16 protein-coding genes are annotated in these 19828 nt (G+C 74.8%); 5 read left to right on the forward strand and 11 right to left on the reverse strand.

The features are described from left to right. Positions 1 to 190 precede the first annotated feature (190 nt). Together ACZ3UD_RS02820 and ACZ3UD_RS02825 are read right to left on the reverse strand one after the other, a co-directional pair. Positions 191 to 616 (reverse strand): DUF3017 domain-containing protein, encoded by a 426-nt coding sequence (locus ACZ3UD_RS02820; protein ID WP_465581548.1) that lies wholly within the window; start codon positions 614 to 616, stop codon positions 191 to 193. A gap of 19 nt (positions 617 to 635) precedes the next feature. Further along, a complete protein-coding gene (locus ACZ3UD_RS02825) occupies positions 636 to 1490 on the reverse strand; it encodes a bifunctional methylenetetrahydrofolate dehydrogenase/methenyltetrahydrofolate cyclohydrolase (RefSeq protein WP_465581550.1) in 855 nt (284 codons plus the stop codon). 479 nt (positions 1491 to 1969) lie between these two features. Here ACZ3UD_RS02825 and ACZ3UD_RS02830 point away from each other — a divergent pair, with 479 nt between their 5' ends. Further along, positions 1970 to 2587, forward strand: a complete 618-nt coding sequence (locus tag ACZ3UD_RS02830; protein ID WP_465581552.1) for a hypothetical protein — start codon at positions 1970 to 1972, stop codon at positions 2585 to 2587. Between the two features lie 95 nt (positions 2588 to 2682). On the opposite strand, the gene purH is transcribed toward ACZ3UD_RS02830, so the two are convergent. Together purH and purN are read right to left on the reverse strand one after the other, a co-directional pair. Next, positions 2683 to 4284 (reverse strand): bifunctional phosphoribosylaminoimidazolecarboxamide formyltransferase/IMP cyclohydrolase, encoded by a 1602-nt coding sequence (gene purH / locus ACZ3UD_RS02835; protein WP_465581554.1) that lies wholly within the window; start codon positions 4282 to 4284, stop codon positions 2683 to 2685. 69 nt (positions 4285 to 4353) lie between these two features. Further along, a complete protein-coding gene (gene purN, locus ACZ3UD_RS02840) occupies positions 4354 to 5019 on the reverse strand; it encodes a phosphoribosylglycinamide formyltransferase (RefSeq protein ID WP_465581556.1) in 666 nt (221 codons plus the stop codon). Between the two features lie 378 nt (positions 5020 to 5397). Between purN and ACZ3UD_RS02845 the strand changes: the two genes are divergently transcribed. After that, positions 5398 to 6024, forward strand: coding sequence for a hypothetical protein (locus tag ACZ3UD_RS02845; protein ID WP_465581558.1), 627 nt, complete (start codon positions 5398 to 5400; stop codon positions 6022 to 6024). A gap of 9 nt (positions 6025 to 6033) precedes the next feature. Here the strand turns inward: ACZ3UD_RS02845 and ACZ3UD_RS02850 are convergent, their stop codons facing one another. Next, positions 6034 to 7443, reverse strand: coding sequence for a cell division protein PerM (locus tag ACZ3UD_RS02850; protein WP_465581560.1), 1410 nt, complete (start codon positions 7441 to 7443; stop codon positions 6034 to 6036). Between the two features lie 132 nt (positions 7444 to 7575). Here ACZ3UD_RS02850 and ACZ3UD_RS02855 point away from each other — a divergent pair, with 132 nt between their 5' ends. Continuing rightward, positions 7576 to 9117 (forward strand): hypothetical protein, encoded by a 1542-nt coding sequence (locus ACZ3UD_RS02855; protein WP_465581562.1) that lies wholly within the window; start codon positions 7576 to 7578, stop codon positions 9115 to 9117. 66 nt (positions 9118 to 9183) lie between these two features. On the opposite strand, the gene sucD is transcribed toward ACZ3UD_RS02855, so the two are convergent. The 5 genes from sucD to ACZ3UD_RS02880 all read right to left on the reverse strand — a co-directional run bounded on the left by sucD (position 9184) and on the right by ACZ3UD_RS02880 (position 16175). Then, entirely contained in the window at positions 9184 to 10068 is an 885-nt protein-coding gene (gene sucD / locus ACZ3UD_RS02860; protein ID WP_465581564.1) for a succinate--CoA ligase subunit alpha, read from the reverse strand. A gap of 18 nt (positions 10069 to 10086) precedes the next feature. Continuing rightward, entirely contained in the window at positions 10087 to 11259 is a 1173-nt protein-coding gene (gene sucC, locus ACZ3UD_RS02865; RefSeq protein ID WP_465581566.1) for an ADP-forming succinate--CoA ligase subunit beta, read from the reverse strand. A 290-nt stretch (positions 11260 to 11549) separates the two neighbouring features. Beyond that, positions 11550 to 12728: a VWA domain-containing protein gene (locus tag ACZ3UD_RS02870; RefSeq protein WP_465581568.1), complete on the reverse strand. Its 1179-nt coding sequence runs from the start codon at positions 12726 to 12728 to the stop codon at positions 11550 to 11552. Positions 12729 to 12762: 34 nt separating this feature from the next. Then, positions 12763 to 15096, reverse strand: coding sequence for a DUF5682 family protein (locus ACZ3UD_RS02875; protein WP_465581570.1), 2334 nt, complete (start codon positions 15094 to 15096; stop codon positions 12763 to 12765). Then, positions 15093 to 16175 (reverse strand): ATP-binding protein, encoded by a 1083-nt coding sequence (locus ACZ3UD_RS02880; RefSeq protein WP_465581572.1) that lies wholly within the window; start codon positions 16173 to 16175, stop codon positions 15093 to 15095. Before ACZ3UD_RS02880 ends, ACZ3UD_RS02875 begins: the two co-directional genes overlap by 4 nt. Positions 16176 to 16353: 178 nt before the next feature. Here ACZ3UD_RS02880 and ACZ3UD_RS02885 point away from each other — a divergent pair, with 178 nt between their 5' ends. Both ACZ3UD_RS02885 and ACZ3UD_RS02890 read left to right on the forward strand, forming a co-directional pair. After that, a complete protein-coding gene (locus tag ACZ3UD_RS02885; RefSeq protein WP_465581574.1) occupies positions 16354 to 17667 on the forward strand; it encodes an SWIM zinc finger family protein in 1314 nt (437 codons plus the stop codon). Positions 17668 to 17678: 11 nt separating this feature from the next. Next, positions 17679 to 19295: a DUF5691 domain-containing protein gene (locus ACZ3UD_RS02890; protein WP_465581576.1), complete on the forward strand. Its 1617-nt coding sequence runs from the start codon at positions 17679 to 17681 to the stop codon at positions 19293 to 19295. Positions 19296 to 19376: 81 nt separating this feature from the next. On the opposite strand, the gene ACZ3UD_RS02895 is transcribed toward ACZ3UD_RS02890, so the two are convergent. Continuing rightward, positions 19377 to 19784 carry a cobalamin B12-binding domain-containing protein gene (locus ACZ3UD_RS02895; RefSeq protein ID WP_465581578.1) on the reverse strand — a complete coding sequence of 136 codons (408 nt, stop codon included), beginning with the start codon at positions 19782 to 19784 and terminating at the stop codon, positions 19377 to 19379. Positions 19785 to 19828 lie beyond the last annotated feature (44 nt).

Genomic DNA, 19828 nt, shown 5'->3' on the forward strand with positions numbered 1-19828 from the left:
CCAGGCACACCGGCACTGGAGCCAGGATGATCTCTCGACATCGAGAGACCGGCGTCAGGTTATCGCAAAGGAAAGCGTACGCCGCGTGTCCGGGCGTGGCTGATGCGTCACAACGGGCACCGCTGATCCGGCACGGACGCGCCGTGGCCCCGCCCGGGAATCCCGGGCGGGGCCACGGCGCGAAGGCGGCTCAGTGCTTGGGCCGGCCGATCAGCTGGCCGATGTTGTCGAGCAGCGGGAACTCCAGCCACGGGTTCGGCTGCGCCACCAGGGTCAGCAGCACGATCGAGGCGCCCAGGAAGGTCAGCACGATCACGTCGGTGAAGCGGCTGCGCACCGCCAGCATCCCGACCTCGGGCAGCACCAGCCGCAGCACCGCGCCGAGCAGCACCCCGGCGCCGAGGATCAGCAGCCCGTACTTGAAGCCGTCCTTGAAGTCGGCGAACCAGGTGACCGCGAGGCCGGCGCCGACCACCGACAGGACCAGCGTTATCGGCCACTGCCGCACCGGCAGGGCGTGGTCGCGCCCGAGGGCCGGGGCCGCGCCCTCGGGCGGCACGGTGCCGGTGGTCTTGACCGGCCTGCGCCGGGACCGCGCCGGTCGCGGTTCAGTCATGCTCGCCGTCCCTCGGGGGTCAGATGCCGACGCGGCGCTCGGCCGCCTCGACGATGTTGTTGAGCAGCATCGCGCGGGTCATCGGGCCCACGCCGCCGGGGTTCGGGGAGATCCAGCCGGCCACCTCGGACACGCCCGGGTGCACGTCGCCGACGATCTTGCCCTCGCTGCGGCTGACGCCCACGTCCAGCACCGCCGCGCCCGGCTTGACGTCCTCCGGCTTGACCAGGTGCGGCACGCCCGCGGCGGCCACGATGATGTCGGCCTTGCGCAGGTGCGCGCCGAGGTCACGGGTGCCGGTGTGGCACAGGGTCACGGTGGCGTTCTCGCTGCGGCGGGTCAGCAGCAGGCCGATCGAGCGGCCGACGGTGATGCCGCGGCCGACCACGACCACCTCGGCGCCGTTGATCTCGACGTCGTGGCGGCGCAGCAGCTCGACGATGCCCAGCGGGGTGCACGGCAGCGGGCCGTCGATGCCCAGGGCGAGCCGGCCCAGCGAGGTCGGGTGCAGGCCGTCGGCGTCCTTGTCCGGGTCCATCAGCTCCAGGACCGGGTTCTGGTCCAGCCCCTTGGGCAGCGGCAGCTGGACGATGTAGCCGGTGCAGGCCGGGTCGGCGTTGAGCTCGCGGACGACGTTCTCGACGTCCTCCTGGGTGGCGGTGGCGGGCAGCTCGCGCTGGATCGAGGCGATGCCGACCTCGGCGCAGTCCTTGTGCTTCCCGTTGACGTACCAGCGGCTGCCCGGGTCGTCGCCGACCAGGACGGTGCCGAGGCCGGGCGTGACGCCCTTCGCCTTGAGGGCCGCCACGCGGGCGGCGAGTTCGGACTTGATCGCGGACGCGGTGGCCTTGCCATCGAGAATCTGGGCAGTCATGACCCCATTCTCCCGGATCGCGACCGGCCTCCGTACCCGGGCCGCTCCCGCGACCGGACGGGCACGGAAGGTCCGCCCCGTATTGCGGTTGCGCCACAGTCTTGGCCCGGCACCCGGAACCGGCTGGACACGGTACTGCCGTCCGGATGACGATATGCGGGCATCCCCTGCCGCGACGCGGCCCGGTGACGGGCCGGCGGATCCCGTGGCGGGGGCGTACCCGGGGGAAAGAGCCAGTGATCCGACCACAGCAGACCGGGCGGCCCGACCGCCGCGGCACCGTCCTCACCGCGCCGCGCCCGTCCGGGCCCGTGCTCGCCCGTTCCTCATCACGCTGCTGAGCCGGCCGCGCCCGTCACCGCCGCCGGGCTGTCACTGCGCTCCGATACCGTCCCGTTCCGTCGTCGACCCGACTCGCCGACCGCAACCGGGTCCTCCGCCGTCCCGTCCCCGCGTCCCGTAACTGCCCGGAGGCATCCATGAGTTACCCGCCCGACCCGAACAACCCGTACGGCCAGCCGCCGGCCGCGCCGGGCTACGGCTACCCGCAGCAGGCCCCGCCGGCCGCGCCGGGCTACGGCTACCCGCAGCAGGCCCCGATGGCCGCGCCGGGCTACGGCTACGCGCCGGCCGTGCCGCAGTCCATGCCGGGCCTGGTGACGACCGCTCGGGTGCTGCTGTTCATCGTCGGCGGTGTGCAGACGATTCTCGCGGTCATCTACGTGATCATCGGGGCGGCCGCCAAGGACGCCACCAACACCCTCAAGCACACCACCAGCGACAACCCGTTCACCGCGATGGGCGACGCCGCCGCCGGCGTCCTGATCGTGATCGCCGTCGTGTTCGGGCTGTTCGCCGCGCTCTCCATCACGCTCGGCGCCAAGTTCGGCAAGGGCGGCAACTCCGTCCGGGTCACCACCATCGTGTACGGCTGCTTCGGCGGCCTGATCGGCCTGCTGATCCTGCTGGGCGCCATCAGCGCCGGCACCGCGGTGGGCCTGGTGATGGCCTTCCTGTGGCTGGCGATCAGCATCATCTGGATCACCGCCATGTGCGTCCGCGACGGCGTCAACTGGTTCAACCGGCCGCGGTACTGACCGAACGGCACGGAACACGGCGAAGCGGCCCGGCTCCCTCCTCGGAGGGAGCCGGGCCGCTTCGTACTACCGCTCTCGTCCTACCGGCCGACGGCTCAGTGGAAGAAGTGGCGCGCGCCGGTGAAGTACATCGTCACGCCCGCCTTCTCGGCCGCCTCGATGACCTGCTCGTCGCGGATCGAACCGCCCGGCTGGACGATCGCCTTGACGCCGGCGGCGATCAGGATCTCCGGGCCGTCCGGGAACGGGAAGAAGGCGTCCGAGGCCGCGTACGAGCCCTTGGCCCGCTCACCGGCCCGCTCGACCGCGAGCTTGCAGGAGTCGACCCGGTTGACCTGGCCCATGCCGACGCCCACCGAGGCGCCGTCCTTGGCCAGCAGGATCGCGTTGGACTTGACGGCCCGGCAGGCGCGCCAGGCGAAGGCCAGCTCGGCCAGCTCGGCCGCGGAGAGCGCCTCGCCGGTGGCCAGCGTCCAGTTCGCCGGGTCGTCGCCCTCGGCCTGCACCCGGTCGGCATCCTGGAGCAGCACGCCGCCGGAGATCGGGCGGACCTCCTGGCGGTTGGCCGGCGCCTCGGGGGCGAGCAGCACCCGCAGGTTCTTCTTGCGGGCCAGCACCTCGACGGCGCCGTCCTCGTAGCCGGGGGCCACGACGACCTCGGTGAAGATCGGGGCGATCTGCTCGGCCAGCGCGACGGTGACCGGGCGGTTGACCGCGATCACGCCGCCGTACGCGGAGACCGGGTCGCACTCGTGCGCCTTGCGGTGCGCCTCGACGACGTCGGCGCCGGTCGCGATGCCGCACGGGTTGGCGTGCTTGATGATCGCGACGGCCGGCTCGGCGTGGTCGTACGCGGCGCGGCGGGCGGCGTCGGTATCGACGTAGTTGTTGTACGACATCTCCTTGCCGTGCAGCTGCTGCGCGCCGGCCAGGCCGCCGGTGCCGTCGCTGTACAGCGCGGCGCCCTGATGCGGGTTCTCGCCGTAGCGCAGCACGTTCTGCCGCTCCCAGGTGCCGCCCAGGAACTCGGGGAACCCCGCGGCGGAGCCGCTGATGTTCGCAGCGTCGCTCGGGGCGTAGCCGGCCTCGAACCAGGAGGCGACGGCCACGTCGTAGGCGGCCGTGTGGGCGAACGCGGCACCGGCCAGGCGCTTGCGGGTGGCCAGGTCGAAGCCGCCCTCCCGGACGGCCGTCAGCACGTCGCCGTAGCGGGCCGGGTCGACCACGACGGCCACCGAGGGGTGGTTCTTGGCGGCGGCGCGCACCATGCTCGGGCCGCCGATGTCGATCTGCTCCACGCACTCGTCGGGCGTGGCGCCGGAGGCGACGGTGGCCTTGAACGGGTAGAGGTTCACCACGACCAGGTCGAAGGGCTCGACGCCGAGTTCGGCCAGCTGCGCGCGGTGCGACTCCAGACGCAGGTCGGCGAGCACACCGGCGTGCACGCGGGGGTGCAGCGTCTTCACGCGCCCGTCCAGGCACTCCGGGAAGCCGGTCAGCTCGGAGACCTCGGTCACCGGGACGCCGGCGGCGGCGATCCGGCCGGCGGTGGAGCCGGTGGAGACGATGGCGACCCCGGCGGCGTGCAGACCCTGGGCCAGCTCCTCCAGACCGGTCTTGTCGTACACGCTGATCAGCGCGCGGCGGATCGGACGGATGTTCTCGGAGACAGGGGGGGTGGTGGAGCTGGCACTCATGCTCCCACCTCGCTGCGCTCGGCGGGCGCCGCGTGCCAGGCACCTTCCTCGACGACTCGTTCGCTGCGCTCACTCATGTGCCGGAATCCATACCTTTCGGTCCTCGATGCGGTGACCTTCGCGGGCCAGCCGGCCCACGACGTCGACGAGCAGCTTGCGCTCGACAGTCTTGATGCGCTCGTGCAGCGCGTCGCCGCCATCGGCGTGGTCGGCGTCGACGACCTCGACGACGCCCTGCGCGATGATCGGCCCGGTGTCCACTCCGGCGTCGACCAGGTGGACGGTGCAGCCGGTGACCTTCACCCCGTACGCGAGCGCGTCGGTGACGCCGTGGGCGCCGGGGAAGGAGGGCAGCAGTGCGGGGTGGGTGTTGACGATCCGCCCGGCGAAGGCCGCGATGAACTCGGGGCCGAGGATCTTCATGAAGCCGGCCGTGACCACCAGGTCCGGCTGGTGAGCGGCGACGGATGCGGTCAGCGCGCGGTCCCAGTCGGCGCGGTCCGGGAAGTCCTTCACCCGGTGGACGAAGGTCGGCAGGCCCGCCTTCTCGGCGCGCTCCAGTCCGGCGATCCCGTCCCGGTCCGCGCCCACCGCGATGATCTCGGCGCCGTAGGCCGGGTCGGCGACGGCGTCGATCAGCGCCTGCAGATTGGTGCCGGAGCCGGAGACCAGCACCACCAGGCGGGCCGGTCCGGGCGTACGGGGCGGGAAGAGCTGAGCGGGGGCGGCGGCCACTGCGCGATTCTCCGTAGGTCGGGCGCCGTCCGCTGGTACATCCACCGGCGGTGGGGCCACTACGAACGGCAGGTCGAGCGAAGGGGAACACCAGGAGAACCCGCCGCGACGCGGGCCCCGGGAACCAATGTGAGCTGCTGACCGTCACCACGATAACGGCTGGTCGGACGGCCTCCGCACCCTCCCCGCGGCGCTACGCGCGTAGTTGAGACGGGGATCTCCTCGGGCCCCGCGCACCGGAGTTGCGCCCCCGCCCCGGCCGGGGGCACGGGCCCCCGCCGGGCCCTCGAACGGTTGCGGGATCATTGGGGGCGCGGGAGACCGCTCCGACGCGAGACCCTCCGCACGGCCCCCGACCGAGAAGGAATGGCTGAACCGATGAGCAGCGGCGACGACAACGGCGAGCACAACCCCTTCGCGCCGCCGCCGGCGGACGCCCCGGACCAGCCGTGGCAGCCGCGCGGCCCCTGGCCCGGTCAGGGCCCGGCGGGCAACGGCGGCGGCGACCGCCCGCAGCTCCCGCCGCCGTGGGGCCAGGGCCTCGGCGACGGCCGCCCCGGCCAGCGCCCGCCCGTCCCGCAGCCGCCCCGGCTCGACCCCACCAACCCGGCCCACCGCCGGGCCCGCAACGCCGCGCTGGCCGGGCCGTTCGCGCTGGTCTGCCTGTTCGCGGAGTTCCACTGGATCGCGCTGCTGGTCGGGCTGCTCGGGATCTACTGGGGCGTCAGCGCGCTGCGGGCCAAGCAGCCGGCGGCCGGGGTCGGTGGCGCCCCGGTCGGGGCCGTTCCCGGCGTCCCGGCGCCGAACCCGCTCACCCCGGCCGCGCTCGCCGGGATCCTGACCGGCGCGATGGCCGTCGCGATGGTCGGCCTGATGGTCGGGCTCGGGGTCTACTACCAGGACTACGCGACCTGCGTCCGGGACTCGCTGACCAACGTCGGCACAGAGAACTGCGACCGGTACGCCCCGCAGTGGTACGTGGACTTCACCGGGCACGCGGAGTAGCCACCGGGTTCAGTCGGCGGGGCCCCGGCCGGACAGCCGCAGCACGAGGACATACGTACGGGCGCGCAGCCGCAGTGCGCTCCGGTGCGCGTGCACCGCGAGCCCGGCGTACGCGCCCGGGGCGGCCGCCGGGGCCCGGTCGGCCAAGGAGGACCGGTCGGCCAAGGAGGACCGGTCGGCCGACGGGCTGAGCGCGCGGTGCCGGACCAACAGGGCGCCCGGGACCGCGACCAGCGCCAGCCAGCCGGCCGCCGCCAGGCCCGTCCACCACGGCAGCGGCCCCAACCAGGCCATCCGCGCCCCCGCCAGCGCCCCGCCCGACAGCCAGCCCAGCGCCGCCGCCCCCGCACCGAGCAGCAGCGCGGCCGCCAGCGCCGCCGTCACCGTCGCGGCCGCCGGCCAGGGGTCGCCGTCCTCCCGCGGGCCCGACCGACCGGCCGCCGCACGGCCCAGCAGGACCGCTGGAACCAGCCCCGCCAGCAGCGGCAGCGCCAACGCCGCCAGCCGCCAGCCGCCCGGACCCTCCTGGGGCAGCAGGGCGAACAGCGGGAACTCCGGCACCGGGCCGAGCTCCGTACCGCCCGGCGACACCAGCGTCCCGGCACCGACCTCGAAGCCCGGGCCCAGCGCGTACGCCGCACCCCACAGCACCGCGTTCGGCAGCAGCACCACCGCGAGCAGCAGCAGCCCGAGCAGGGCGGCGGGCCCGCCCCTGAGCAGCGCCGTACCGCGGCCGCCGCCGGCCACCGCGTCCAGCACCGCCGCCACCGCCACCAGTACCCCGCCGGACGCGACCAGCCCCGCCCCGGCCGCGCCGGCCGCCCGCCGTACCACGGCCGCGCCGCCGGTCGGCCGCCAGCCCGGGGGCAGCCGGTCGAGCAGCGGGTGCGCCGCGGCGGGCAGGGGCCGCGCCGAGCGGACGCCCGCGACGGTCGCCAGCCCGGCGAGCAGGCCGACCACCAGGAGGTCCGGCAGCACCCGGCTGCGGAACAGCCCGGCGCCCGCGCAGTGCAGCGCCACCGCGACCGCCACCGCGCAGTAGCCCGTCCAGAGCGCGAACGGGCCGCCCCACTGCGAGCGCAGCCCGCGCCGGGCCGCCACCCCGGCCCCCGCCCGGTACAGCCGCACCACCGCCAAGGCGCCGAGCAGCAGCGGGGTGACGGTCAGTGGGGCGCCCCCGTCCCCGCGCAGCACCGGCGCGCCGTGCCCCAGCAGCCAGAGCGCACCCGCCAACCGGGTGGCGCGCGCCGCGCCCGAGTCGGCGTACGGTGTCGCGACCCAGAGGCCGAGCACCGGTACCGTGACCACCGCCAGGCCGACCAACGCAGTCCGCACCCCCGCCAACAGGTCGGCCAGCACGGGGCGTCCGCCCAATTCGCCAGGCGCTTCCAGGATCGGGCGGCCCATCAGCTGTGTCATGGGCCTCATGCTGCCAAGGCGACTCGCCATGCTCCGTGAAGCGGCAAACCGCCGCCGTGTCCCAGATTATTGGCTTATGCGCCTTTTCAGACCCTGCCCCCAAGCCGTCGGCGCCCCGGCCCGGAGCGTCTGATGACCACGCCATCCACCCACGCCACCGACCCGCCGCGGAAGCTGACGCCCAGTGAGTCCCAGGTCCTCGCCCACCTCGCCGCCGGGCACGACCTCCAGCACACCGCCGCCGCCCTCGGGGTCCCCCCCACCACCGCGCGCGACCTCCTGCACCGCGCCCTGCGGAAGCTCGGCTGCCCCACCGAAGCCGCCGCCATCGCCCTCATCAGAACCGCACCCCCCGTCCGTCCGGGTCGGCGCCCCCCGGCCCCGCACACCAGCACGCGAGCGGCCCCCACAGCCTCGGGAGAACACGGCGGCATGACGACCACCCCGACCGCGACCCGGAACCCGGCTTCCGGCGCACCCGACCGGCGCGACCAGCAGCACTGCTCCCCCGTCGTCGGCACCGGCCGGAGCGCGAGCGCGCAGCGGCAGCCCGTCCCGCAGCAGGACGCCCCCTCGCCCGCCGACCGCAGGGAGCGCATCGACATGGCCCTCGTCGAAGCCGGGAGCCGGCGGGACCTCTCGGACGAACCCGCGGCGAGCTTCGCCGATCTCTACGAGGAGGCGCACACCCGGCTGGTGCAGCAGGTGTTCCTGCTGACCGCGTGCCGGCGCCGGGCGGTGCACTGTGTGCGGCGGGCGTTCGGGGAGGCGCGGCGGGGGTGGGACGAGGTGGTCGGGTCGGGGGATCCGGAGGGTTGGGTGCGGGTGCGGGCGTGCGAGTTGGCGTTGTCGCCGTGGCACCGGGGCGGGCCGCGGCGGGCGCGCGCGTGGACGCTGCCGCATCGGCGGATCAGGGTGCGGCCGGCGGACGAGGCGCAGGCGGTGCTGCCGGACCAGGACCGGCTGACCGATCGGGACAGGGCGTTGCTGAAGGCCCTGTGCCGGTTGTCGCGGCCGCAGCGGCGGGCGCTGGTGCTGCACGACGGGCTGGGGCTGCCGGCGGCGGCGATCGCGGTGGAGGTGGAGTCGACCCGGACGGCGGCCGAGGGGCGGGTGTGGGCGGCGCGGGCGGCGCTGGCGCAGTGGGTGCCCGAGCTGGTGGGGCCGGATCCGGCGGCCCCGGGGTTCGCGGACGGGCTGAGCGGGCTGCTGCACCGGGCGGCCGTGCGGGGGTGCCCGGAGCCGCACCGCTCGCCGGTGCCGGTGCTACGGGCCCGGCACCGGGTGTGGACGGCGAGCCGGACGGGCGCGGCGGCGCTGCTGACTCTGGCGGTGGGCGGAGCGACGCTGGCGACCCTGGCGGGGCTGCGCCCGGCGGCGCTGTTCGAGTCGCATGACCCGCCGGCCCCCACGCTGTGCGTGCCGGCCCCGGGCGCGAAGGTGGCGCCGCCGGGTGTGCCGCTGCTGCCGGGCGGGCCGCCGAACGGCATCGCCAGTCTGTGGTGCAGCCCGGCGCCGGGCCTGACGGCGGTGGTGGTGGATCCGCGGCCGCGGGCGGTGGCGGACTGGGAGCTGCCGGCCTCGGCGGGGGTCCAGGCGCCGCCCCCGCGGCAGGGTCCGGCGGCGTGCCCGCTGTGGTCCCCGCTGCCCTGCACGACGGGCCCGAAGCGCTGAGGCGCCGAAACGGCGAGCGCCCCCGCCCGGGAAGAGCGGGGGCGCTCACCGCGCAAGGGACCGACGTCAGCCGCCGATGATCTCGCGGGCCAGGCGGGCGGTCTCGGACGGCGTCTTGCCGACCTTGACACCGGCGGCCTCGAGGGCCTCCTTCTTCGCCTGGGCGGTGCCCGAGGAGCCCGAGACGATGGCGCCGGCGTGGCCCATGGTCTTGCCCTCGGGGGCGGTGAAGCCCGCGACGTAGCCGACGACCGGCTTGGTGACGTGCTCGGCGATGTAGGCCGCGGCACGCTCCTCGGCGTCGCCACCGATCTCACCGATCATGACGATGATCTCGGTCTCCGGGTCCTCCTGGAACGCCTTGAGGGCGTCGATGTGGGTGGTGCCGATGACCGGGTCACCGCCGATGCCCACGGCCGAGGAGAAACCGATGTCACGCAGCTCGTACATGAGCTGGTAGGTCAGGGTGCCGGACTTCGAGACCAGGCCGATCTTGCCGGAGCTGGTGATGTCGGCCGGGATGATGCCGGCGTTCGACTGTCCGGGGCTGATCAGGCCGGGGCAGTTCGGGCCGATGATCCGGGTCTTGTTGCCCTTCGAACCGGCGTACGCCCAGAAGGCGGCGGTGTCGTGTACCGGGACGCCCTCGGTGATGACGACGGCCAGGCCGATCTCGGCGTCGATGGCCTCGACGACGGCGTCCTTGGTGAACTTCGGCGGCACGAAGATGACGGTGACGTCGGCACCGGTCTTCTCCATCGCCTCGGCGACGGAGCCGAAGACGGGCACCTCGGTGCCGTCGACGTCGACCGTGGTGCCGGCCTTGCGCGGGTTGACACCGCCGACGATCTGGGTGCCGGAGGCGAGCATGCGGCGGGTGTGCTTCATGCCCTCGGAGCCGGTCATGCCCTGGACGATGACCTTGCTGTCCTTGGTAAGGAAGATAGCCATGGTGTTAAGTCCCCTTCCTTACTTGTTGGCCAGCTCGGCGGCGCGGTCAGCGGCGCCGTCCATGGTGTCCACGCGCTGGACCAGCGGGTGGTTGGCGTCGTCGAGGATCTTGCGACCCAGCTCCGCGTTGTTGCCGTCCAGGCGGACGACCAGCGGCTTGGTGACGTTCTCGCCCTTGCTCGCGAGGAGCTCCAGGGCCTGCACGATGCCGTTGGCGACCGCGTCGCACGCGGTGATGCCGCCGAAGACGTTGACGAAGACCGACTTGACGTCGGGGTCGCCCAGGATGATCTCCAGGCCGTTCGCCATGACCTCGGCGGACGCGCCGCCACCGATGTCGAGGAAGTTGGCGGGCTTGACGCCGCCGTGCTTCTCACCGGCGTAGGCGACCACGTCGAGGGTGCTCATGACGAGGCCCGCGCCGTTGCCGATGATGCCGACCTGGCCGTCGAGCTTGACGTAGTTCAGGCCCTTGGCCTTGGCGGCGGCCTCCAGCGGGTTGGCCGCGGCCTTGTCCTCCAGGGCCTCGTGCTCGGGCTGGCGGAAGTCGGCGTTCTCGTCCAGGGAGACCTTGCCGTCGAGCGCGATGATCTTGCCGTCGCCGGACTTGATCAGCGGGTTGACCTCGACGAGGAGGGCGTCCTCGGCGATGAAGACCTTCCACAGCTTCTGCAGGACGTCGGCGACCTGGTCGGCGACCTCGGCCGGGAACTTCGCCGCGGCGACGATCTCGGCGGCCTTCTCCGGGGTGCAGCCCTCGTTGGCGTCGACCGGGATCTTCGCGAGCGCCTCGGGGTTCTGCTCGGCGACGACCTCGATCTCCACGCCGCCCTCGACGCTGGCCATGGCCAGGAAGGTGCGGTTGGTGCGGTCCAGCAGGAACGAGACGTAGTACTCGTCCTTGATGTCCGCGGTCTGGGCCAGCATCACCTTGTGCACGGTGTGGCCCTTGATGTCCATGCCGAGGATCTGCTCGGCCTTGGCGACGGCGTCCGCCGGGTCGGCGGCGAGCTTGACGCCACCGGCCTTGCCTCGGCCACCCACCTTCACCTGAGCCTTGACGACGGCGCGGCCGCCGAAGCGCTCCGCGATGGCGGCAGCGTCTGCGGCGGTCTCGATGACATCGCCGTCAAGCACGGGCACACCGTGCTTGGCGAAGAGGTCCCTCGCCTGGTACTCGAACAGGTCCACGTGTTTGTCCTTGTTCGTGGTCGCGGATTGTGTCTCTACGAGCGTGCCACGGCAGGATCTTCGCTGCGGGTCGTCGGGGCGGTGCGGGTACGCAGAGGTACGGCCTTGCGGCCCACACAGCCACGGGCGCACACGTCAATCAACACGCGCGTCACGTCCGTCTGGCAGGTTATCCCCGTGGGACGGGCGTGTTCCGCCCGGGGCCTGTCCGGCTTGGGTGAGAACCGTCACAGATCAGCCCGGACGCCCGGTCCACCGATCGGGTGGGTTCACCCACCCGGGTGAGGCGGTCATACCCCCTGGTCCGCCCCCTTCATCAGGTGCCGCGGGATCGGACGCTTCTCGATCGCGGCCGCCATGATCTCGGGGAAGGCGTCCGGGGTGCAGGCGAAGGCCGGGGCTCCGAGCGCGGCCAGGGCGGCGGCGTGGGCGTGGTCGTAGGCCGGGGCGCCTTCGTCGGAGAGCGCGAGCAGGGCGATGAACTGGACGCCGGCCGCCTTCATCGCGGCGACCCGCCGCAGCATGCCGTCCCGGATGCCGCCCTCGTACAGGTCGCTGATCAGCACCACGACAGTCTCGGACGGCCGGGTGATCTTCGACTGGCAGTAGGCGAGCGCGCGGTTGATGTCGGTACCGCCGCCGAGCTGGGTGGCGAACAGCACGTCCACCGGGTCGGTGAGCTGCTCGGTGAGGTCGACCACCGAGGTGTCGAAGACGACCAGTCGGGTGTCCAGGGTGCGCATCGAGGCCAGCACCGCGCCGAAGACCGCCGAGTGCACGACCGAGGGCGCCATCGAGCCGGACTGGTCGATGCAGAGGATGACGTCCTTCTTCACCGCGCGCTGGGCGCGGGCGTAGCCGACCAGCCGCTCGGGCACGACGGTGCCGTGCTCGGGCAGGTAGTTCTTCAGGTTGGCCCGGATCGTCCGGTCCCAGTCGATGTCCCGGTGGCGCGGCCGGTTCACCCGGGCGCTGCGGTCGAGGGCGCCGCCCAGGGTGGCCCTGGTCCGGTCGGCGAGCCGGCGCTCCAGGTCGGCGACCACCTTGCCGACCACGGCCCGGGCGGACTCCCGGGTGGTCTCGGGCAGCGCGTGCTTGAGCGACAGCAGGGTGCCGACCAGGTGCACGTCCGGTTCGACGGCCTCCAGCATCTCCGGCTCCAGCAGCAGCCGGTCCAGGCCGAGTCGGGTGATCGCGTCCTGCTGCATCAGCTGGACGACGGTGGACGGGAAGTACTCGCGGATGTCGCCGAGCCAGCGGGCCACCTGCGGGGCCGAGCCGCCGAGCCCGGCGCTGCGGCGCCCGGCGCGCGGGGGCCGGCCGGCCTCATCCGGGCTGCCCCGGTAGAGCGCGGCCAGGGCGCCGTCCATCGCGGCGTCGCGGCCGCGCAGGGTGCAGCCGGTGCCGTCGGCCTCGCCGCCGAGCACCAGGCGCCAGCGGCGCAGCCGTTCGTCGGTCGTGGTCGCCATCGGGTCCTCCTCCTTCGGTCAGGTGGTGCGGCGGTCAGGTGTTGCGGCCGGCGGCCTGCCGCGGGATCTTCGGGCGGACGCCGAGCAGCAGGGCCAGCACCGGGACGGCGGCGTCGGCGCGGTCCCGGTCGAGTTCGCCGGCCGTCCCGGGTGTCGGCGGGGCCACGCCGAGCGGGCCGGCCGCGACCCGGCCGCCGATGGTGGTGCGCACGCCCGCCTCCAGCCCGGCGAAGGTGCGGCGCAGCAGCGGCAGGACGTCGGTGAAGACCTCGGCGCTGACGCCGGTGAGCCACTCGTCCAGCAGGGCGAGCAGCCGGGGGTCGTGCAGCAGCAGGGCGCCGCCGCCGGTGAGGAAGCCCTCGACCCAGCCGGCCGCGTCCGCCGGGGCGCTGGCGACGGACAGCACCAGCCGCAGCCGTCGACCGGCCTCCTCGGAGTCCAGCCGGCCGTCGTCCAGCAGCAGCCGGACGGCGCGGCCGCGCAGCAGGCCGGGGGCGCCGGTGGCCGGTCCGCCGGCGGGCTCGCGGCGGGCCAGCGACCGCAGGGCGGCGGCCCAGCGGTCGGCCAGGCCGTCGGTGTCCGGGGAGGCGCCCCGGGCGGCTTGTCCGGAGGCGTCCGGGTCGAGCAGGGCGATCGCGCCGTGCACCTCGTCGATCCGGGCGCGCATCGCCGCCGCGCTCCCGGCGTCCAGGCCGACGCAGGCGGGCGGCAGTCCGACGCAGACCCGCTCGGCCAGGCCCGCGGCGGCCCCGGCGAGCGCGCCGTGGTCGGTGCCGCGCACGTCGCCGTAGCGCAGCGCGCGGACCAGCGCGGGCAGCGCGCCCGCCAGGTGCGCGACGTCGGTGTCCAGGGCCGCGCAGTCGGCGAGCACCCGCATCACGGCGGGCAGCGCGCCGGACAGCCCGGCCAGCAGGCAGGTCTCCACCAGGCCGGTCAGCTCGGCGAGTTCGACGGCGGCGCGGGCGGTGCCGACCGCCTTGTTGACGGCGGCCTCCGCGACCGTGGTGCCCCACTGGGCGGCCTCGGCGATCCGGACCGCGAACTCGGGCTGCCAGCACAGCCGCCAGCTCTCCCGGAACGTCCCGGTGGAGTTGACCGAGGAGCGGGCCGGCACGCCCCACTCGACGCCCAGCAGCCGCAGCCGGTGCAGCAGCCGGGAGCGGGCCGCGTCGGTCTCCTTGCGCAGGTCGAGGTCGAGGTCCCGGGGCGCGGCCGCGGGCTTGAGCCGCAGCGAGCGCTGCAGTCGGGCGAGGTCGCGCTGCAGTGGCACCGCCGGTGCGGCGTCCGGGACTTCGCCGAGCTCGTCGCCGACCACCAGGCGGTCCCGGACGAGTTCCAGGGCGACGTCCGAGCCCTCGCAGAGCACCGCGCGGACGGCGTCCAGGGTCTCGGTCAGCCCGGCGAGCGGGCGGCCGCGCAGCACGGCCAGGGTCTCGGCGAGCCGGACCGCCTCGATGACGTGGGCGGAGGAGACCGGGTGGTCCTCGGCGCGCAGCAGCTCGGCGGCCCGGGTGAGCCAGCGCGGGACCGGGTCGCCCTCGGTGGTGAACAGGTGGTGGTACCAGCCGGGCGACTGGATGCCCGCGCCGTAGCCGGTGGCCTGGGAGAGCCGGCGGTGCGTCCACGGGATCCAGGTGATGTCCGCCTTCACCTTCTTCGGCAGTTCGGCGAGCAGCGCCCGGTCGTGGGCGACGGTGGGCATCGTCGCCAGCGCGGGGACGTGGAAGGCCCCGCACACCACGGCGATCCGGCGGTGTCCGGCGCGGCGGGCGGCGCGGATCTGCTGGCGCATGTACGCCTCGCGCAGCCGGTCCCGCCGGGACTCGCCGAGGCCCTCGGCGCGCAGCGCGGCCATCGCCTCGGCGACGGCGGCGAAGGGCGCCAGCGCGTCGGCGCCCGGGGCGCGGTGCTCGACCACGTCCTCCCACCAGCGCTCCGGGTCGTCGTGGCCGGCGGCCTCGGCGAGCAGCGCCAGCGGGTCGGCGGGCAGCTCGTCGGGGCGGTCCCCGTCGGCGGAGTCGGCGGAGTCGGCGGAGTCGGCGGGCGCGAAGCCGTACCCGGCGGGCAGGTCGATGAAGCGGACCGGCAGGTCGTGGTCCACGGCGTGGCGGATCGCCACCCACTCCGGGGAGAACTCGGCGTACGGCCAGAACGCGGCCTTCGCCGGGTCGTCCACCGCGTGGGCGAGCAGGGCGACCGGCGGTACCAGGTCCTTCTCGGCGGCGAGGTGGACGACGGCGTCGGCCTCCGCCGGGCCCTCGATCAGCACCGCGTCCGGCTGCCACTGCGCCAGCGCGGCGGCCACCGCCCGGGCCGAGCCGGGCCCGTGGTGCCGGATGCCCAGCAGGGCGACCTCGGTGTCCTTCATACGGCCACCTCGCGGGCGGCGCGGTAGAAGTCCTTCCAGCCGTCGCGCTCGCGCACCACCCCTTCGACGTACTCGTGCCAGACCGCCTGGTCCGCCACCGGGTCGCGGACGACCGCGCCGAGGATGCCGGCCGTCACGTCCCCGGCGCGCAGCACGCCGTCGCCGAAGTGGGTGGCCAGGGCCAGGCCGTTGGTCACCACCGAGATCGCCTCGGCGGTGGAGAGGGTGCCGCTCGGGGTCTTGACCTTCGTCCGGCCGTCCACGGTCAGGCCTGCCCGCAGCTCGCGGAAGACCGTCACCACGCGCCTGATCTCCTCGGCGCCGCCGGGCAGTTCGGGCAGGTCGAGGGAGCGGCCGAGCTGGTTGACCCGGCGGGTGACGATGTCGACCTCCTCGTCCAGCGAGCCTGGCAGCGGCAGCACCACGGTGTTGAAGCGGCGGCGCAGCGCGCTGGACAGCTCGTTGACGCCCCGGTCGCGGTCGTTGGCGGTGGCGATCACGTTGAAGCCGCGCACGGCCTGGGTCTCGCTGCCCAACTCCGGTACCGGCAGCGTCTTCTCGGACAGGATGGTGATCAGGCTGTCCTGCACGTCAGCCGGGATGCGGGTGAGCTCCTCGATCCGGGCCAGCTTGCCGTCAGCCATCGCCCGCATCAGCGGCGAGGGCACCAGGGCGTCCCGGCTGGGGCCGTGGGTGAGCAGCTGGGCGTAGTTCCAGCCGTACCGGACGGCCTCCTCGGGGGTGCCGGCGGTGCCCTGCACCAGCAGGGTGGAGTCGCCGCTGATCGCGGCCGCCAGATGCTCGGACACCCAGGTCTTCGCGGTGCCGGGCACGCCGAGCAGCAGCAGCGCCCGGTCCGTCGCCAGGGTGGTGACGGCGACCTCGACGACGCGGCGCGGGCCGATGTACTTGGGGGTGATCGCGGTGCCGTCGGGCAGGTCGCCGCCGAGCAGGTACGTCGCCACGGCCCACGGCGAGAGCTTCCAGCGCTCGGGGCGCGGACGGTCGTCCTGCGCGGCCAGCGCGGCCAGTTCGCCGGCGAAGGCGTCCTCGGCGTGCTGCCGCAGAACGTCGGTCATGGGGGCTCCTTCGGGTCGGCCGCCGGACGCACGGATGCCCGGGCGGCAGGGTGATCGGGGGGAGCCAGGTCGGCGTCCCGGCCTGTGGGAACCACCTTGCAACGTGCCACTGACAACCGCCGGACCGGTCCGGACGGGCAGTCAGCCGCTGTCAGTGCCCCCGCCTACCGTCGGTCGCATGGAGGAACGCTGGAGCACCGAACACGTCCTGTCCCTGGCGCCTGACGCCGCGTCACAGAAGGCCGCGGGCAAGCTGTCCTCGCCCGCGCCCTGGTCCGGGACGGGCACCGACGGCGCCGCACTCTGGGGCGAGTGCCGGGGCAGCGGCCGCACGCCGTACCGCACCGTGATCGAACTCGCCACGCCCGCCTACCAGTGCAGCTGCCCCAGCCGGAAGTTCCCGTGCAAGCACGCGCTCGGGCTCCTCCTGCTGTGGAGCGGTGCCCCCGCGGCCGTACCGTCCGGCGAACCCGCCGACTGGGCTGCCGACTGGCTCAAGGCCCGCCGGGAGCGCGCCGGGAAGCGCGCGGCGCCCCCGGCCGACCCGGAGGCCGCGCGCCGCCGGGCCGAACGGCGCGGCGCCCGGGTCGCGGCCGGCGCCGCCGAGCTGCGGCTACGGCTGGCCGACCGGATCCGGCACGGCCTCGCCGACCAGTCCACGGCCGGGCCATGGGAGGAGGTCGCGGCCCGGATGGTCGATGCCCAGGCCTCCGGACTGGCCACCCGGGTGCGGGAGTTGGACACCCTGCCGGAGGAGCGGCTGCTGGAGGAGTACGCGATGCTCCACCTGCTGGCCACCGCCGCCACCCGGGTCGACGAGCTGCCGCCCGAGCTGGCCGCCACGGTCCGCGCCCGGGTCGGCTACACCCTGGACGCCGCCGAGGTGCTGGCCGGGCCGACCGTCCGGGACCGCTGGCTGGTGCTCGGCAGCCGCACTGTGCCGATGGAAGGGGGGAGCGACGAGCGGCTCACCACCCGCCGGGTCTGGCTGCACGGCGCCAAGACCGGCCGCCCCGCCCTGCTGCTCGCCTTCGGCCGCCCCGGCCAGGCCCCCGAGCTCGCCCTGCCCACCGGCCACCTGCTGGAGGCCGAACTCGCCTACCACCCCGGCGCCCGCCCGCTGCGCGCCGCGCTCGGCACCCGCTACGGCGCCCCCGAGCCCGGCCCGGCCGAAGCGCCCGCCGGGCTCACCGTCACCGAGGCGGTCGCCGGGTACGGCACCGCGGTGGCCGACGACCCGTGGCTGGACAGCTGGCCGACCGTGCTCGCCGGGGTCGTCCCGGTCCGCACCCCGGACGGCTGGCACCTGACGGACGGCCACCACACCGTGCCCGTCCGCGCCTCGGCCGTCCCGGAGGCGGCGCTGTGGCGGTTGGCCGCGGTCTCCACCGGCCGCCCGCTGACCGTCTTCGGCGAGTACGGCCACCAGGGCTTCGCCCCGGTCACGGCCTGGACCGCCGATCACCGCCCGGTCGGCCTCACTTCCGTATAGGAGAACCGACGATGACGATCACCCAGGACCCGTGGGAGCTCCTGCGGACCAGCGCCCTGCTCGGCACCGACCGGCGCCCGCTCCCGGCCACCGTCCTGCCGCTCGCCGACACCGTGGACCGGTCCGACCCGGCCACCGCCCTGCTGGAGCTGGCCGCGCTGGCCACCGTCCGCCGCCGGGCCGGCGCCCTGCCCGTACCGGCCACCGAGCCGCCCGGGCCGCCCGCGCCCGAGGACCCTCGCCCGGAGATGCCCGAGGCCGCCGCCCGCCGGCTGGCCGTCCTGCTCGCCGGGCGTACCGGCGGCAGCGGCGGCGGCACCCTGGCCAACCTGGCCGAGCTGCTGCCGCAGTGGCTCACCACCGCCCGGTTCGAGGGCCTGCGCCCGCCCGCCGCGCTGATACCCGGGCTGCTCGACGCCGCCCGCGCACGCGGCGAACTGCGCGGCGACGCCGTCGCGTTGGCCGGTCCGCTGGGCCGCTGGCTGGCCTCGCACAACCCGGACTGGCGGTTCGTGCTGCGCACCGCCGCCCCCGAGCCGGACCGGCAGCCGGACGACCCGGCCGACCACCGGCTGTGGCACGAGGGCCTGTTCGCCGAGCGGGTCACCCACCTCACCCTGCTGCGCCGCAGCGACCCGGCCGCCGGGCTGGAGCTGCTGCGGAGCACCTGGTCCACCGAGCGCGCCGAGGACCGGCTGCTCTTCCTGGACGCCCTGCAGGACGGCCTCTCCCCCGCCGACGAACCGTTCCTAGAAGCCGCCCTCGGCGACCGCAGCAAGAACGTCCGGGCCACCGCCGCCGAGCTGCTCTCCACCCTGCCCGGCTCCGCCCTCGCGCTGCGGATGGCCGAGCGGGCACAGGCCGCCGTCCGCCTCGCCGAGAGCGGCACCCACCTGCTGGTCACCCCGCCCGCCGAGTGCGACGAGCGGATGCAGCGCGACGGGATCGCGCCCAAGTCCCCCACCGGGCGCGGCGAACGGGCCTGGTGGTTCGGCGAGGTGGTGGCCGCCGCGCCGCTCGCGACCTGGTCGCGGAGCACCGGCCTGACGCCCGAGCAGCTGCTCGCACTGCGGGTCGGCGACAGCGTGGACACGACCAGCAGCAGCTGGGCCGACGACCTGCGCGAGGCCTGGGCCCGCGCCGCCGTCCGCCAGCACGACGCCGAATGGGCCCGGGCACTGCTCGGCCCGGCCCCCGTACCGCCCGCCCGTGGCGCCGGACGGGCCCGCGCCGCGCGGGTCACCGGGGCCCCGGCCAAACTGCTGGCCGTCCTCCCGCCCGATGAGCGGGCCGCCTGGACGGCCGCCTTCATCGAGGTGCACGGCCTGGGAGAGGCCTTCCAGCTGCTCGGTGCCTGCGCCACCCCGTGGACACCGCCGCTGTCCACCGCCGTGGTGACGGCGCTGGCCCGGGCCGCCGCCTCCGGCGCGTACCCGTGGAGCCACAGCGGGGTGCTCGGGATGACGGAGCGCGCGCTCGCCCCGGAGACGGCCGCCGCGGTGGAGGAGCTGGCCGCCGGGGCCGCCCCGGACTCCGCCTGGTCGGAGACCTTCGCCCGGCTGGCCGGGACGCTGCGCTTCCGGGCGGCGATGGTGAGTGAGCTGAGGCCGACCGAACCGGCGCCCTGAGCCGCGCGCCCCCACTCGCGTCCTGAGCACGGCGGAGCGGGCCGGTCCGCACCGGGACCGGCCCGCTCGTCGTGCCGAAGTTCAGCTGGCGGTGCGCAGGTTGGTCTCCACCCAGGCCACCACGTCCCGGGTGGGCGTGCCCGGGGTGAAGATGTCCGCGACGCCCATCGCCTTGAGCTCGGCGATGTCCTCGTCCGGGATGATCCCGCCGCAGAAGACCTTGATGTCCTCCGCGTCGCGCTCCTTCAACAGCTCCAGCACCCGCGCGCACAGCGTCATGTGGGCGCCGGAGAGGATCGACAGCCCGATGCCGTCCGCGTCCTCCTGGATCGCGGTGTCGACCACCTGCTCGGGCGTCTGGTGCAGCCCGGTGTAGATGACCTCCATACCGGCGTCGCGCAGGGCGCGCGCAATGACCTTGGCGCCACGGTCGTGACCGTCGAGCCCGGGCTTGGCGACCACCACACGGATCGGCCCCGACACACTCATCACTGCCTCCTGGACCTCGTCGTCCACTATCCGACCGGACCTTG

The organism is Kitasatospora sp. NPDC023118 (assembly GCF_055560875.1).

What these genes read in the sequence shown, in the direction of transcription:
- ACZ3UD_RS02820 (WP_465581548.1), bottom strand. Translation starts at nt 616, where the DNA reads ATGACTGAACCGCGACCGGCGCGGTCCCGGCGCAGGCCGGTCAAGACC.
- ACZ3UD_RS02825 (WP_465581550.1), bottom strand. Translation starts at nt 1,490, where the DNA reads ATGACTGCCCAGATTCTCGATGGCAAGGCCACCGCGTCCGCGATCAAG.
- ACZ3UD_RS02830 (WP_465581552.1), top strand. Translation starts at nt 1,970, where the DNA reads ATGAGTTACCCGCCCGACCCGAACAACCCGTACGGCCAGCCGCCGGCC.
- purH (WP_465581554.1), bottom strand. Translation starts at nt 4,284, where the DNA reads ATGAGTGCCAGCTCCACCACCCCCCCTGTCTCCGAGAACATCCGTCCG.
- ACZ3UD_RS02845 (WP_465581558.1), top strand. Translation starts at nt 5,398, where the DNA reads ATGAGCAGCGGCGACGACAACGGCGAGCACAACCCCTTCGCGCCGCCG.
- ACZ3UD_RS02850 (WP_465581560.1), bottom strand. Translation starts at nt 7,443, where the DNA reads ATGACACAGCTGATGGGCCGCCCGATCCTGGAAGCGCCTGGCGAATTG.
- ACZ3UD_RS02855 (WP_465581562.1), top strand. Translation starts at nt 7,576, where the DNA reads ATGACCACGCCATCCACCCACGCCACCGACCCGCCGCGGAAGCTGACG.
- sucD (WP_465581564.1), bottom strand. Translation starts at nt 10,068, where the DNA reads ATGGCTATCTTCCTTACCAAGGACAGCAAGGTCATCGTCCAGGGCATG.
- ACZ3UD_RS02870 (WP_465581568.1), bottom strand. Translation starts at nt 12,728, where the DNA reads ATGGCGACCACGACCGACGAACGGCTGCGCCGCTGGCGCCTGGTGCTC.
- ACZ3UD_RS02875 (WP_465581570.1), bottom strand. Translation starts at nt 15,096, where the DNA reads ATGAAGGACACCGAGGTCGCCCTGCTGGGCATCCGGCACCACGGGCCC.
- ACZ3UD_RS02880 (WP_465581572.1), bottom strand. Translation starts at nt 16,175, where the DNA reads ATGACCGACGTTCTGCGGCAGCACGCCGAGGACGCCTTCGCCGGCGAA.
- ACZ3UD_RS02885 (WP_465581574.1), top strand. Translation starts at nt 16,354, where the DNA reads ATGGAGGAACGCTGGAGCACCGAACACGTCCTGTCCCTGGCGCCTGAC.
- ACZ3UD_RS02890 (WP_465581576.1), top strand. Translation starts at nt 17,679, where the DNA reads ATGACGATCACCCAGGACCCGTGGGAGCTCCTGCGGACCAGCGCCCTG.
- ACZ3UD_RS02895 (WP_465581578.1), bottom strand. Translation starts at nt 19,784, where the DNA reads ATGAGTGTGTCGGGGCCGATCCGTGTGGTGGTCGCCAAGCCCGGGCTC.